The sequence below is a fragment of the Brevundimonas sp. TWP2-3-4b1 genome (assembly GCF_049897665.1).
GTDB classification, from domain to species: Bacteria; Pseudomonadota; Alphaproteobacteria; order Caulobacterales; family Caulobacteraceae; genus Brevundimonas; species Brevundimonas subvibrioides_B.
In genome coordinates this window covers 116,645-129,417 of sequence record NZ_JAFCWQ010000003.1, presented here as the reverse complement: position 1 = coordinate 129,417, position 12,773 = coordinate 116,645, and the positions used below count along the sequence as shown (strand labels likewise).

11 protein-coding genes are annotated in these 12,773 nt (G+C 67.5%); 5 read left to right on the top strand and 6 right to left on the bottom strand.

The genetic code is table 11. From position 1 onward, the window contains the following. The first annotated feature begins 108 nt into the window (after positions 1-108). On the top strand, positions 109-360 hold the full coding sequence (locus tag ACP7A5_RS04125; RefSeq protein ID WP_426040719.1) for a c-type cytochrome: 252 nt from the start codon (positions 109-111) through the stop codon (positions 358-360). Between the two features lie 118 nt (positions 361-478). On the opposite strand, the gene ACP7A5_RS04120 is transcribed toward ACP7A5_RS04125, so the two are convergent. The 6 genes from ACP7A5_RS04120 to ACP7A5_RS04095 form a co-directional block, all read right to left on the bottom strand. Beyond that, a complete protein-coding gene (locus ACP7A5_RS04120; RefSeq protein ID WP_426040718.1) occupies positions 479-1,996 on the bottom strand; it encodes an acetyl-CoA hydrolase/transferase family protein in 1,518 nt (505 codons plus the stop codon). 185 nt (positions 1,997-2,181) lie between these two features. Further along, positions 2,182-4,728: a cation-translocating P-type ATPase gene (locus tag ACP7A5_RS04115; RefSeq protein ID WP_426040717.1), complete on the bottom strand. Its 2,547-nt coding sequence runs from the start codon at positions 4,726-4,728 to the stop codon at positions 2,182-2,184. 113 nt (positions 4,729-4,841) lie between these two features. Then, positions 4,842-5,225 (bottom strand): ArsR/SmtB family transcription factor, encoded by a 384-nt coding sequence (locus ACP7A5_RS04110; protein WP_426040716.1) that lies wholly within the window; start codon positions 5,223-5,225, stop codon positions 4,842-4,844. Between the two features lie 99 nt (positions 5,226-5,324). Continuing rightward, the gene (locus tag ACP7A5_RS04105; RefSeq protein ID WP_426040715.1) at positions 5,325-8,537 is read right to left on the bottom strand and encodes an efflux RND transporter permease subunit; all 3,213 of its coding nucleotides are present in this window, start codon (positions 8,535-8,537) and stop codon (positions 5,325-5,327) included. After that, positions 8,534-9,562 (bottom strand): efflux RND transporter periplasmic adaptor subunit, encoded by a 1,029-nt coding sequence (locus ACP7A5_RS04100; protein WP_426040714.1) that lies wholly within the window; start codon positions 9,560-9,562, stop codon positions 8,534-8,536. The genes ACP7A5_RS04105 and ACP7A5_RS04100 overlap by 4 nt, the downstream gene beginning before the upstream one ends. 26 nt (positions 9,563-9,588) lie before the next feature. Then, entirely contained in the window at positions 9,589-9,918 is a 330-nt protein-coding gene (locus tag ACP7A5_RS04095; RefSeq protein WP_426040713.1) for a rhodanese-like domain-containing protein, read from the bottom strand. A 356-nt stretch (positions 9,919-10,274) separates the two neighbouring features. Here ACP7A5_RS04095 and ACP7A5_RS04090 point away from each other — a divergent pair, with 356 nt between their 5' ends. From ACP7A5_RS04090 to ACP7A5_RS04075, 4 genes are all read left to right on the top strand, one after another. Beyond that, positions 10,275-11,411: an NAD(P)/FAD-dependent oxidoreductase gene (locus ACP7A5_RS04090; RefSeq protein ID WP_426040712.1), complete on the top strand. Its 1,137-nt coding sequence runs from the start codon at positions 10,275-10,277 to the stop codon at positions 11,409-11,411. A gap of 3 nt (positions 11,412-11,414) precedes the next feature. Further along, the gene (locus ACP7A5_RS04085; protein WP_426040711.1) at positions 11,415-11,864 is read left to right on the top strand and encodes a thioredoxin domain-containing protein; all 450 of its coding nucleotides are present in this window, start codon (positions 11,415-11,417) and stop codon (positions 11,862-11,864) included. 13 nt (positions 11,865-11,877) lie between these two features. After that, complete coding sequence (locus ACP7A5_RS04080) at positions 11,878-12,081, top strand: YgaP family membrane protein (RefSeq protein WP_425987453.1); 204 nt, start codon at positions 11,878-11,880, stop codon at positions 12,079-12,081. A 191-nt stretch (positions 12,082-12,272) separates the two neighbouring features. Next, positions 12,273-12,770 carry a YybH family protein gene (locus ACP7A5_RS04075; RefSeq protein ID WP_426040710.1) on the top strand — a complete coding sequence of 166 codons (498 nt, stop codon included), beginning with the start codon at positions 12,273-12,275 and terminating at the stop codon, positions 12,768-12,770. Positions 12,771-12,773 lie beyond the last annotated feature (3 nt).

Here is a 12,773-nt window from a genome sequence, read left to right as displayed (position 1 = left end):
GTCGAGTCGCCGCCGAGCGCGCCACGCGCTTCAAGCACACAAGACAACCCTGCCGTCTCGTCCCTGTCGACGGCCCTCGATCGGGAGTCCGCGTCCCGGGGCCGCGCCATGGCGATCGTCGGGTGCGCCAGCTGCCACGCCATCGACGCCGCAGGCGACAGTCCGCTCGCCGTTGCGCCGCCATTCAGAGAGATTGTCCGGCGCCGAGGCTCCGACGATCTGGCCGCCGCGTTCGAACAGGGCCTGGTTACGACCCATCCCGCCATGCCGCCCTATGTCTTCGGCGCCAGCCAGATTCACGACCTGACCGCCTATCTCGACACTTTGCGCGCACCGGTCGGTCGCCCGTCCACGCCGTAGGCGCGTGTCCCGCATCAGGAACCATTGAACCTCTGCACCGCCCGCGCCCGGACCCTCGCCGCGGCGAGGATGGGTCCGGACCGCCCCGAACCGGACCTCGATCCCGCCCGGGTCTCGCTCAACCGCCGACCATGCTGCCGGTCCGGACGAACCGGGCATGCCACGACAGGGCCTCGTCCAGCAGCATCGGCGTCTGCAGGCCGTAGGAGCCCTTGAGCGCGCGCTGGAAATAATCCTCCAGCGCCGGACGGAAGCTCGGGTGGGCGCAGGTGTCGATAACGACGCGCGCGCGCTGTTTGGGCGACAGGCCGCGAAGATCGGCCAGACCCTGTTCGGTGACGATCACCTGGACGTCCTGATTGATGTGATCGACGTGGGAGACGGCGGGCACCAGGGTCGAGATCTTGCCGCCCTTGGCCGTCGAGGCGCTCATGAAGATGGAGATATAGGCGTTGCGGGCAAAGTCGCCGGAGCCGCCGATGCCGTTCTGGATGCGCGAGCCCATGACGTGGGTCGAGTTGACGTTGCCGTAGATGTCGGCCTCGATCATGCCGTTCATGGCGATAACGCCCAGACGGCGGATCATCTCCGGGTGGTTGCTGATCTCCTGCGGCCGCAGGATGATGCGGTCGCGATAGTCGCCCATGTTGCGATTGACGCGCTCGGTCAGCTCGGGGCTCAGGCTCAGCGCGGTCGACGAGGCCATGCTCAGCTTGCCGCTGTCCATCAGCGCCAGCATCCCGTCCTGGATGACCTCGGTATAGGCGCTCAGATTGTCGAACGGCGCGTCGATCAGCCCGGTGAGAACCGCATTCGCCGTATTGCCCACGCCCGACTGCAGCGGAAGCAATGAAGGCGGCAGACGCCCTTTCGACACCTCGTGCTCGAGAAATTCCAGCAGGTGGCCGGCAATGGCCAGATCGTCCGCTCCGGGCGCGGTAAAGCCGGCGTTGCGATCGGGTCGGTCGGTTTCGACGATGGCCACGATCTTGTCCGGGTCGCAGCGGAAACAGGGCTCGCCGATGCGGTCGCCCGGGCGGATCAGCGGGATCGGCACCCGGTTCGGCGGCAGGGCCGTGCCGTAGTAGATGTCGTGCATGCCCAGAAGCTCCGGGTTCTGCCACCGGTTCACCTCCAGGATCACCTGGCTGGCCCGGTCCAGCCAGGTCTTGTTGTTGCCGACCGAGGAGGCCGGGATCAGCGCCCCGTCCTCGCGGATGCCCGTGACCTGGATGATCGCCGTGTCCAGCGGCCCGAGAAAACCCTGCCAGGCCATCGGCGCGACCTGGCTCAAATGCATGTCGAAATAGGCCATCTCGCCGCGATTGATCCGGTCGCGGCAGGTCGGGTCGGAGTTGTAGGGCAGCCGGAACTCGATGCCGTTAGCCTTGGCCAGGGCGCCGTCCAGTTCCGGGCCGGTCGAGGCGCCCGTCCAGATCCGCAGCTTGAAGGGCCGGCCCGCCGCATGCTCGGCCTCGATCCGGGCGGCGAGCGCCAAAGGGACTGCCGTCGGATAGCCCGAAGCGGTGAACCCGCTGAGCCCCACCGTCGTGTTGGGCGCGATCAGGCGTGCGGCGTCCTCGGCCGACATGACCTTGGCCCGGTGTCCGGCGCTGGCGATGCGATGGTCCGTCATGAAGTGATCTTTCCCAGGTCCCGGTATGGGTCCTGCCAGTAGATGAACGCGCCGGTCGGCCTTTTCCATGACTCCTCGCCCGCGAACGGCAGCCAGACGCCGTCGTGAAGCCGGGAGTCGGAGCAGACGCCGCGCCAAGGGGTCGGCGCGCGGCCGATCGCCTTGAAATGGATCAGTCCGGGCGGTCATCGCCGACCTGAGCGCGCGCCGGGACTCAAGGCGTCCCATGCAGGTCGCCCAGGGCGAGCCAGGCGGGACGCAAGCCACCGCGCGGGCGCGGGCCAACCGCCGGCCGCGAGGGCGACGCCGACCGCCGCGCCGAGGATGCTCACCGGCGGGGTGTCGAAACGGAAGAGATCGCCCACTGGCGGCACAAGGATCGCGATGGAAAGGACGGCGATCGCAATCGCCAGGATCATCCAGAACACCCTGCGATGCGGGTCGAACAGCGACACGCCGCTCGAGGCCGTATCGACCAGAGCCAGCAACATGTTGGCCAGGGCAAGCCCCAGGAAGGCCGCGGCCCGGGCCTCGGTCTCTGCGACCTGATCGAGGGACCACAGATAGAAGGCGAGCACCGCCGCCAGGATGACAAGGCCCTGGAGCGCGCCGAAGGCGATCTGCCTGGCCCCAAACAGCGCGGCCTTCGGGTTCCGGGGCGGCTTCCTCATCGCGTTCCTCTCGCTGGGCGCGGCCTCGAACACCAGCGAGCAGAGCGGATCGATGACCAGTTCGAGAAACACCACATGAACCGGAAACAGCAGCGGAGGCGCCCCCAGCAGGATCGGCAGCAGCGCCATGCCGGCGAGCGGCACATGGACCGCGACCACGAAGGTCAGGGCCTTGCGCAGGTTGGTGAAGATCCGCCGCCCCAGACGCACACCGCCGACGATGGAGGCGAAGCTGTCGTCCAGCAGGATGATGTCGGCCGCTTCGCGGGCGACGTCCGTTCCCCGCTTGCCCATGGCGATGCCGATGTGCGCGGCCTCCAGAGCCGGCGCATCGTTCACGCCATCCCCGGTCATCGCCACCACCTCGCCGTCGGCCTTCAGCGCCTCGACCAGGGCCAGTTTCTGATCGGGCTGAACGCGGGCGAACACCCGGATGGTGCGGACCCGTTCGCGGAGCGTGCTGGCGTCCAGGCCGACGATTTCCGCGCCCGTCAGGACGCCGCCCTCGACATCAATGCCCGCCTGGCTGGCGATCGCCATCGCCGTCGCGGGATAGTCGCCGGTGATCATCGCCACCGCTATGCCGGCCTGCCGGGCCTCCCGCAGAGCCCGGGGCACATCGGTGCGGACCGGGTCGAGGAAGCCGATCAGACCGAGAAACGCGAATGTCGCCTCGCCCGTTTCAGCGAAGCCCGCGTCCGGTCCTTCGATGGAGGCGACCGCCAGCACGCGCAGCCCCTCGGCCGCCATGATGTCCAGGTCCTTGCGCGCCACCGCGATGTCGGAGGGCGACAGCCGACACAGGCCGAACACAGCTTCCGGAGCGCCCTTCGCGGCCGCGACCGTCGTGCCGTCGGCCAAGGCCCACTGCTGCACGACGGCCATTCGGCCGGCCTCAAGGGGCCAACTCCATGAAAGCGCGGCCCGATCCCCGGCGACCGGGCACAGTGTCCGGACGGCTCGATCCATCGGATCTGTCGGATGGACCGCGCTCGCCAGGGCGGCGGCTTCCAGCAGCGCTGCGGCGAGTGGCACCAACTCGCCCTCGCGGGGGTCGCAAAACCGTCCGCCGGCGGACAGCCTGGCCACGGTCATCCGGTTCTCCGTCAGGGTGCCGGTCTTGTCGACGCACAGGATGGTCGCGCCGCCCAGGGTCTCGATCACGGCTCCGCGCCTGACGAGCACCTTGTGACCCGCCAGTCTCCAGGCTCCGAGCGCCATAAAGACGGCCAGGACCATCGGGAACTCTTCGGGGATCAGCGAGATCGCCACCGTGATGCCGGCCAGCGCCGCTTCCACCCAATCGCCGCGCAACCATCCATAGGCGCCGACCACGGCCCCGCAGAACAGGATGGCGAGCCCTCCGAACCCGCTGACCAGGCGTCCGGCGGCTTTCTGCAAGGGTGTCGGTCCGCTCTCGATGCCGGCCAGCGAGGCCCCGATCTTGCCCAGCGCGGTTCCTGGGCCCGTATTCGTCACGCATGCGACCGCCTGCCCTGCCACGACCAGTGTCCCGGCAAAGAGCTGCGAGCCCAGGTCATCGGCGAGTGGCGGTGACTCTCCCGTCCGGGCCGCCGTCATCGCATTGCTGATCGGCGCGGATTCGCCGGTCAGCGCCGATTCATCCACGCTCAGAACGTCGCCCCCGACCAGCTCGGCATCGGCGGGCAGGCGCTGACCTTCGCTGACAAGAACGATATCGCCAGGCACAAGCTCCGTGATCGAAAGGATCCGTTCCACGCCGTTGCGGATCACCCGGGCGGTCGGTTCCGACAGATCGCGCAAGGCTTTCAGGGCGCGCTCGCTTCGGGCCTCCTGGACCACAACCAATCCCACGGTGGCGACGGCGGCCAGGGTGAGGAAGAGGCCTTCGGCCAGATCTGCCAACAGAAGGTAGAGGCCGGAGGCCGTTACGAGCAGGAGAAACATCGGCTCGCGCAGCGTGGCGCTGATGATGCGCCATACGCTTCGACCGCGAACCGGGCTCAGAGCGTTGGGCCCAAACTCTACAAGGCGACGTCGCGCCTCCGCATCGTCGAGGCCGGGCCAGCGGATTGCCAATGCATTCAGGTCCGATATGCGGCTGGGGAGTGCTCGCCGGCTGACCCTGGACCCACGCGGCCAGGCGTCCCTTGATTCAGGTCAATGTCTATCGAGACCAAAACCTCATCCGCCTAAAGGGGGCCTGCCGAACCTTCAGGGGCGTCCTGCTCGCCGCCATAAATGTCCCGAAGCGTATGCAGCACGCGGAGCGCGGAAGGATCATCCAGCCGATAGTAGATCGTCTGCGCATCGCGCCGGGTGGCGACGAGACCTTCGGCCCGCATCCTGGCCAGGTGCTGCGAGGCTGCGGACGGAGCCAGCCTGGCATGGTTGGCGAGGTCGCCAACCGACGCCTCGCCCTCGACGAGCCGGCACAACAGCAGAAGCCGTTGTTCGCTCGCCAGCAGTTTCAACAGGCGCGCTGCAGGTTCGACGCAGTCCTCGAACCCGCCAAGGTCATTCCGCGAAGGGTGAACTGTCAGCGTAATCATCGGCTTACTGTAGAAGATGCGCATACACGATCAAGCCACGCTCCGCCGTCCTGCGGGTTCGAGGAGACAGCGCATGGCCGCACCTGCTCGGTAGCGATGCCGAAGTCGATTGCCATGCTCATGTCAGTTTTCCTCCGGGGCCAGGGGACGGCCGTCGTCACGCAGGACGATATAGATGGCCGGGATCACCAGGACGGTAAGCAGGGTCGATGAGGCCAGGCCGAACAGAAGCGAGATCGCCAGACCCTGGAAGATCGGATCGGTCAGGATCACCGCCGCACCGATCATGGCCGCTGCGGCGGTCAGCACGATGGGCTTGAAGCGGATCGCGCCCGCGTCCAGCAGGACTTCGCGCAGGGACCGCTCCCCGGTCTGGCTGTGACGGATGAAGTCCACAAGCAGGATCGAGTTCCGGACAATGATGCCGGCCAGGGCGATGAAGCCGATCATCGAGGTCGCGGTGAAGGGCGCCCGGAACAGGATGTGGCCGATGACGATGCCGATCAGGGTCAGCGGAATCGGCGTCAGGATGACCAGGGGCAGCCGGAAGCTTTTGAATTGGGCGACGACCAGCACATAGATGCCGAGAATCGCCACGCCAAAGGCTGCGCCCATGTCGCGGAAGGTGACCCAGGTGATCTCCCACTCGCCGTCCCAGAGCACGGTCGGTCGGCTCTCGTCCGTCGGCTGGCCGTTCATGCGGATGTCCGGCTTGGTAACATCCCCCCAATCGCCCTGACGGATGATCTGGTCGACCGCCATCATGCCGTAGATCGGGGCTTCATAGGCGCCGGCCAACTCGCCCATGACCATGTCCACGTCCCGGCCGTCGCGGCGGAAGATGTGGGTTGAGCCGGGTTCGCTCGAGATGGTGGCGACCTCGCCCAGGGACACGAGCCGTGCGCCGGCCGCGCCCTGCGACACGGCGACCGGCATGGACGCCAGGCCCTCGCCCCAGCTGCGCGCCGACTGGGGCAGGCGCACCGAGATTTCCAGCGGATCGCGACCCTCGCCACGATGGGCATAGCCGACGACCTGGCCGCCGAGCGCGGCGGCGATGGAGTCGTAGACGTCTCTGTCGCTGACCTTGAGGGCTTCCAGCCGGTCCCGGTCCGGCACGAGGCGCAGTCCCGGGCGCGGCTGGCCATAGCTGTCGTCGACATCGACGATGTAGGGCACTGAATGGAAGGCGGCCTTCACCCGTTCGGCGACGGCGCGCCGGGTCGGGGCGTCGGGGCCATAGACCTCAGCCAGAAGAGTCGCCATGACCGGCGGCCCTGGCGGCGCCTCGACCACCTTGATCACGCCGCCGGCAGGCAGCACCACACCCGCGAGCTTCTCACGCAGATCCAGGGCAATGGCGTGGCTCGACCGGTTGCGCTCGCCCTTTTCCGCCAGGGCGACGGCCAGATCGCCCATCTCCGGCTTGTTGCGAAGGTAGTAGTGGCGCACCAGACCATTGAAGTTGAACGGCGAGGCCGTCCCGGCATAGGCGTCGATGGCGACCACTTCCGGCAGGCCGCGCGTGATGATGGCGGCGTCGGCCAGGGTGCGCTGGGTGACCTCCAGCGACGTGCCCTCGGGCATGTCGAGCACGACCTGCAGCTCCGACTTGTTGTCGAAGGGCAGCAGCTTCACCGTCACTGTCCTGGTCGCGAACATGGCGCCGGCCAGAAGCGTGGCCAGACCGACGCCGATCAGGAAGATCCAGGCGGACCGCCGCGTGCCGATCACCTGGCTCGCGACCCTGCGATAGAGGGCGCCGAGTTTGCCCTCGCCGTGAACGGGGGCGGCGGCAACCAGCGTCTTGCGGGCGAACCGGATCATCAGCCACGGCGCGATGACCACGGCGACGAAGAAGGAAAACACCATGGCCGCCGAGGCGTTGACCGGGATCGGCGCCATATAGGGCCCCATCAGTCCGGACACGAACAGCATCGGCAACAGGGCGGTGACCACCGTCAGGGTGGCGACGACGGTCGGGTTGCCGACCTCGGCGACGGCGTCGACAGCCGCGTCGATTCGGGTCCGCTCGTCAGGCATGGCCCAGTGCCGGGCGATGTTTTCGATCATGACGATGGCGTCGTCGACCAGGATGCCGATCGAGAAGATCAGGGCAAACAGGCTGACCCGGTTGATGGTGTAGCCCAGCAGGTTGGAGGCGAAGAGGGTCAGCAGGATCGTCGTCGGGATGACGACCGCTGTCACGCCCGCCTCGCGCCAGCCGATGGCGAAGCCGATCAGGACGACGATCGACAGGGTTGCAAGGCCCAGGTGGAACAGCAGCTCATTGGCCTTCTCGTTGGCGGTAGCGCCGTAGTCCCTGGTAACCGCCACATCCAGGCTGTCGGGAAGCAGCGTGCCCCTCAGCGCCTCGACGCGCGTCAGGACCTGTTGCGAGACGACGACGGCGTTCGCCCCCTTGCGCTTGGCGATCGCGAGGCTGACCGCCGGAGCTTCGCTCCATCCGTCGTCCGTGCGCGCATAGCGCCAGGCGTGGGCCTGGTCCTCGCGCGGCGCCTCGATGACGCGGGCGACATCGCGGACATAGACGGCCTCGCCCCGGGCGGAGGGCAGCGCCAGAAAACCGATCTGGGTCGCGCTGGCCAGGGTTTGACCGGCAGTGACGTCAACCGCCTGGCCGCCGTTGCGCACCTGACCCGCCGGGAAGGCCCTGTTGGCCTGCCGAATAGTGTCCATCAGGGCGCCCAGCGACACGCCATGCTGGGCGAGGCGTGCCGGGTCCGGCTCCACACGGATTTCCTGAGGACGGCCGCCCACGATGAAGGTCAGCCCGACATTATCGACCTTGGCGACCTCGGTCCTGAGCTTGCCGGCGAGTTCGAACAGGGCCTGGTCGGTCCACTGGCCTGCGGCGCCGGGCCTGGGCGACAGCGTCAGCACCAGGCTCGGCACGTCATTGATGCCCCGGGTCTGGATCAGGGGTTCGGCGATGCCGGAGGGAATCCGGTCGTAGTTGGCGCGGATTTTCTCATGAATGCGGACTGCCGCCGTGTCCGGATCGGTCCCGACGTCGAAGCGTGCGGTGACCATGACCTGGTTGTCGTCGGCGAAGGTGTAGACGTGTTCCACGCCCGCCACGCTCTTGACGATCGTCTCCAGCGGCTTGCCGACCAGTTCGACCGCGTCCGCCGCCCGCAGCCCCGGGGCGGCGACCATGATGTCGACCATCGGCACGCTGATCTGCGGCTCTTCCTCCCGGGGAATCGACACCAGGGCCAGCAGGCCCACGGCGATGGCGGCCAGCAGGATGAGCGGCGTCAGCGGCGAACGGATCGAGATCCGGGTCAGCCGTCCCGAAAGACCGAGGTTCATCGGGCGGCTCCGGCGGGGCTCAGCACGTCACCGGCGCGAAGCCCGGCCAGCACCTCCACAGTGTCGGCGTAGGGACCCGCCGTGGTCTGAACGGGGATCTCCGAGAGGGTGCCATCCGCCCGGACCAATCGGGCGTAGTCAATCCCGAACCGCGTGAGGATGTAGCCCCGCGGCACGATGAGGGTCTGGCGTTCGCCGATCCTGACATGGGCGCGGACCCGTTGCCCGATCAGGTCCTGCGGCAAGCCCGGTGCGCTGACGTCAGCCATGACCTGACCGTCCGTGATCGACGGATAGATCTGGCTGATCGCGCCTTGCGTCGCGACGCCCCGCAGGTCCGCCGCCGCCAGTTGCACGACGTCGCCGACCTGCAGCGCGCGCGCCTGACCCTCCGGCAGTTCGATGCGCACCACCATCGGCCCCGCGGTGATGGTCGCCAGCGTCTGGCCCGCCATCAACACCGATCCGACCGGGACCTTTGCCTTGAGGACGCGACCGGCCGCCGGGGAAAGAATCGCGCCCTGCCCGGCGAGTTCGACACTCGCGCCGCGCTGGGCTTGGGCCGCGGTCAGGTTGGCGTTGGCGGCCCGGGCCTGGGCCTCGACCTGCTCGAGTCTGGCCTGGGCGTAGATGCCCTGGGCGAACAGGCTGCGTGTCCGCGCGAGGTCCGCATCGGCGCGACCGGCCTCGGCGGCGGCGGCGGCGACCTGGGCGTCGAAGGCGCCGGTTTGAAGCGCCAGACGGGCGTCCGTCACGCGGCCGATCAGCTGGCCCTGGCGGACCATGTCCCCCTCCCTGACGCCGAGCATGACCAGAGTCCCCGAGATGCGCGCCCGGGCTTCGGCCATGTCGCGGGTCGTCAGCGTTCCGGGGACAGGCTTGAGATCGGCAACGGTCCGGGTCTGCAGGGTCAGGCGGCCGGCCTGCGGGGCGGCCTCGGCGACCGGAACCTCAGGTTCAGGGTGTCCGCAGGCGCCTAGCAGAAGGGCCGCGCCCAGGACGATCAGAAAGGGAAGTCTTGCCATGATTCATCCATTCGCCCCGGCGCCGATCAACCGGCGACCGTCGGCAGGCCTGCGAACTTCCAGGCGGCCAGTCCTCCCGCGAGATGGGTTTCGATGACCTGTCCGGCCTTGCGGCACTGATCGACCGCCATGGCAGATCGCTTGCCGCCCGCGCATTGCATCACGATCATTCTGGAGCCCGCATCGGGCAAGGCCTCAGGATTAAACGAGGAAAGCGGGACGTTGAGCGCGCCCGCGATCCGTTCGGCCGCGAACTCGGTCGGCTCCCGAACATCGATGAGCAGGATCCGGTTCTCATCGAGACCGGCCTTCAGCTCGGCGGGTGTGAGGTCCTTGGTTTTGGGGGAGCCGAACATTCTGGGAAATCCTTGGAGAGCGCGTTTCTGGGCGTGATGAAGCCGCTGCTGGTTAGTTGTTGCGTATATGCGCGTAAACTAATACACAATCAAGCACTACCCACGAGCCGTAGGGCTGAGGGGGTTGCCCAGCCTTGATCCGGATCAAGGCGCGGTCGGGCAAAAGCGCGGACGTTCCATAGCGGCCAAGGCCGCCAATTCAGGAGACCGACCATGGCCAGGCCCCGCATCGTCATCCTGGGAGCAGGATTGGGGGGGGCCGTCGCAGCCTTCGAAATCAAGGACGCCGTCGGAGACGGGGCCGACGTCAGCGTTGTGTCGCAGGGCGACCGGTTTCACTTCGTCCCCTCCAACCCGTGGGTTGCCGTCATTGGCGTAAGCGCGACGCCATCGAGGTCGATCTGCCGCCGGTCTTCGCCAAACGCGGCATCGCCTTCACGGGCGTCGGCGCCAGGCAGGTCTCGCCTGCCCTCAATCAGGTCGGCCTGAACGACGGCGCCCTCGTCGGCTACGACTATCTGGTCATCGCCACCGGCCCCGACCTGGCCTTCGACGAGATCGAGGGTCTTGGGCCGCATGGCGGCTTCACCCAGTCGGTCTGCCATGTCGATCACGCGGAAGCTGCGGCCGCGGCCTTCGACGCCTTCGTCCTGAATCCGGGTCCGATCATCGTCGGCGCCGTCCAGGGCGCCTCCTGCTTTGGTCCGGCCTACGAGTTCGCCATGATCCTCGACACGGAGCTCCGGCGCCGCAAGATTCGCGACAGGGTGCCGATGACCTTCGTCACCTCGGAGCCCTACGTCGGCCACCTCGGCCTCGACGGCGTCGGCGACACCAAGGGTCTGCTCGAGAGCGAGATGCGCAATCGCCACATCAAATGGGTGACCAACGCCAGGGTCGCCTCCGTTGAAACCGGCCTGATGCATGTCGAGGAGATCGCGGACGACGGTTCGATCAAACAGACCCATGACCTGCCGTTCGCCTATTCAATGATGCTGCCGGCGTTTCGCGGCGTCGCCGCCGTCCGGGGCGTCGAAGGCCTGACCAACCCGCGCGGCTTCATCGTCATCGACAAACACCAGCGCAATCCGACCTATCCCAACGTCTTCGGCCTTGGGGTCTGTGTGGCCATCGCGCCGACCGGAAAGACCCCGGTGCCGGTCGGGGTCCCCAAGACCGGCTTCATGATCGAGAGCATGGTCACCGCCATCGCCCACAACATGGCCGAGATTCTCGACGGGAAGCCGCCGACCCACGAGGCGACCTGGAACGCCTTCTGCCTCGCCGACTTCGGCGACGGCGGCGTGGCCTTCGTCGCCCAGCCGCAGATCCCGCCCCGTAACGTCAACTGGTCGGCGAGCGGCAAATGGGTCCACCTCGCCAAGGTCGGCTTCGAAAAATACTTCCTGGGCAAGATCAGGCGGGGCGAGAGCGTGCCCTTCTACGAGAAGCTGGCCCTGGAGGTCATGGGCTTGCGCAAGATCAAGGCCTGACCCGTGCGCCAGTTCGTCTGCCCGGCCTGTAGCGCGGCCAACCGCACGCCGGACGGCAAGGACCCGCTGGCGGCCAAATGCGGCCGTTGCGGCGCCCCCCTGTTCACGGGGCGTCCGGTCGATGTCGACGCCAGGGGGCTGAGCGTCCATCGCGCATCCACCAGGGGCGCGGCGGTGCTGGTCGATGTCTGGGCGCCCTGGTGTGGTCCCTGCCGGGCCATGGCCCCCAATTTCGCCGCGGCGGCCGGGCTCCTTGAGCCCGATGTCCGGCTGCTGAAACTGAATTCCGAGGCCGAGCCCCAGGCCGCCGCGGCGCTGGGCGTCTCCGGCATTCCCGCGCTGCTGCTCCTTCGCGACGATCAGGTGATCGCCCGAACCGCCGGGCTGCTGAGGAGCCCACAGATCGTCGCCTGGACGCGCCAGGCCCTTGACCCGGCCCAAGGCCGGGCCTGACTGGAGACTGACCATGACCGTCGACCGTGCTGTATTCCTGTTCCTTGGCTGTGTTGTCCTGACCAGCGTCGCCCTGGCGCATTTCGTGAACCCCTGGTGGATCGGACTGACGATCTTCGCAGGCCTCAACGCGATCCAGGCCGCCTTCACCGGATTCTGTCCCGCCGCCCTCGTTTTCAAAAAACTTGGAGTCAAGGTCGGGGTCGCCTTCCGCTAGCCCCGAGCGGTCGTCGCGCTCAAGGCCTGGAGTCGGGAGCGCGGATCACCGTCGTGCGCCATAAGACCGCGGCGGGTTTCTGGACCGTCAAACGGACCGACGCAGCCCCTCGAATGGCGAAGCGCCGGGGTCGCCTGCGTTAAAAATGGCGTCTAGCGTGTGAAACCAGTTCATCGCTTCGGGGGAATTCCATGTCGTCCGCCAAATCTCTTCTCGTCCTCGCCATCTCCCTGTCGATCACATCGGTCGGACCTGCGCTCGCTCATGCACCCGTGCAGACTGCCGCGACCTCGGTCGATGATGTCCAGGCCGAGGCGACGGCGGCCGCGAGCGTCGTCGACGCCTTTCATGCTGCGCTTGAACGCGGCGAGACAGACGCTGCACTGACCCTCCTGGCCGACGACGTCCTGATTTTCGAGGGCGGCGGGGCTGAACGATCGAAAGCCGAATATGCCCAGCACCATCTGGCCGCCGACGCGGCGTTCTCGGCCGCGGCGCCCAGCATCCGTTCCCGCCGGCTAGCGCGAGCCGGCGCAGACGGCGCGTGGGTCGCGACCGAAAGCCGAACGACAGGCATGTTTAACGGGCGCCCGATCGACAGTCTCTCGGTCGAAACCATGGTCCTTCGTCGCGAGGCCGGTGGATGGCGGATTTCGCACATTCATTGGTCGTCGCACGCGGCGCGCTGATCC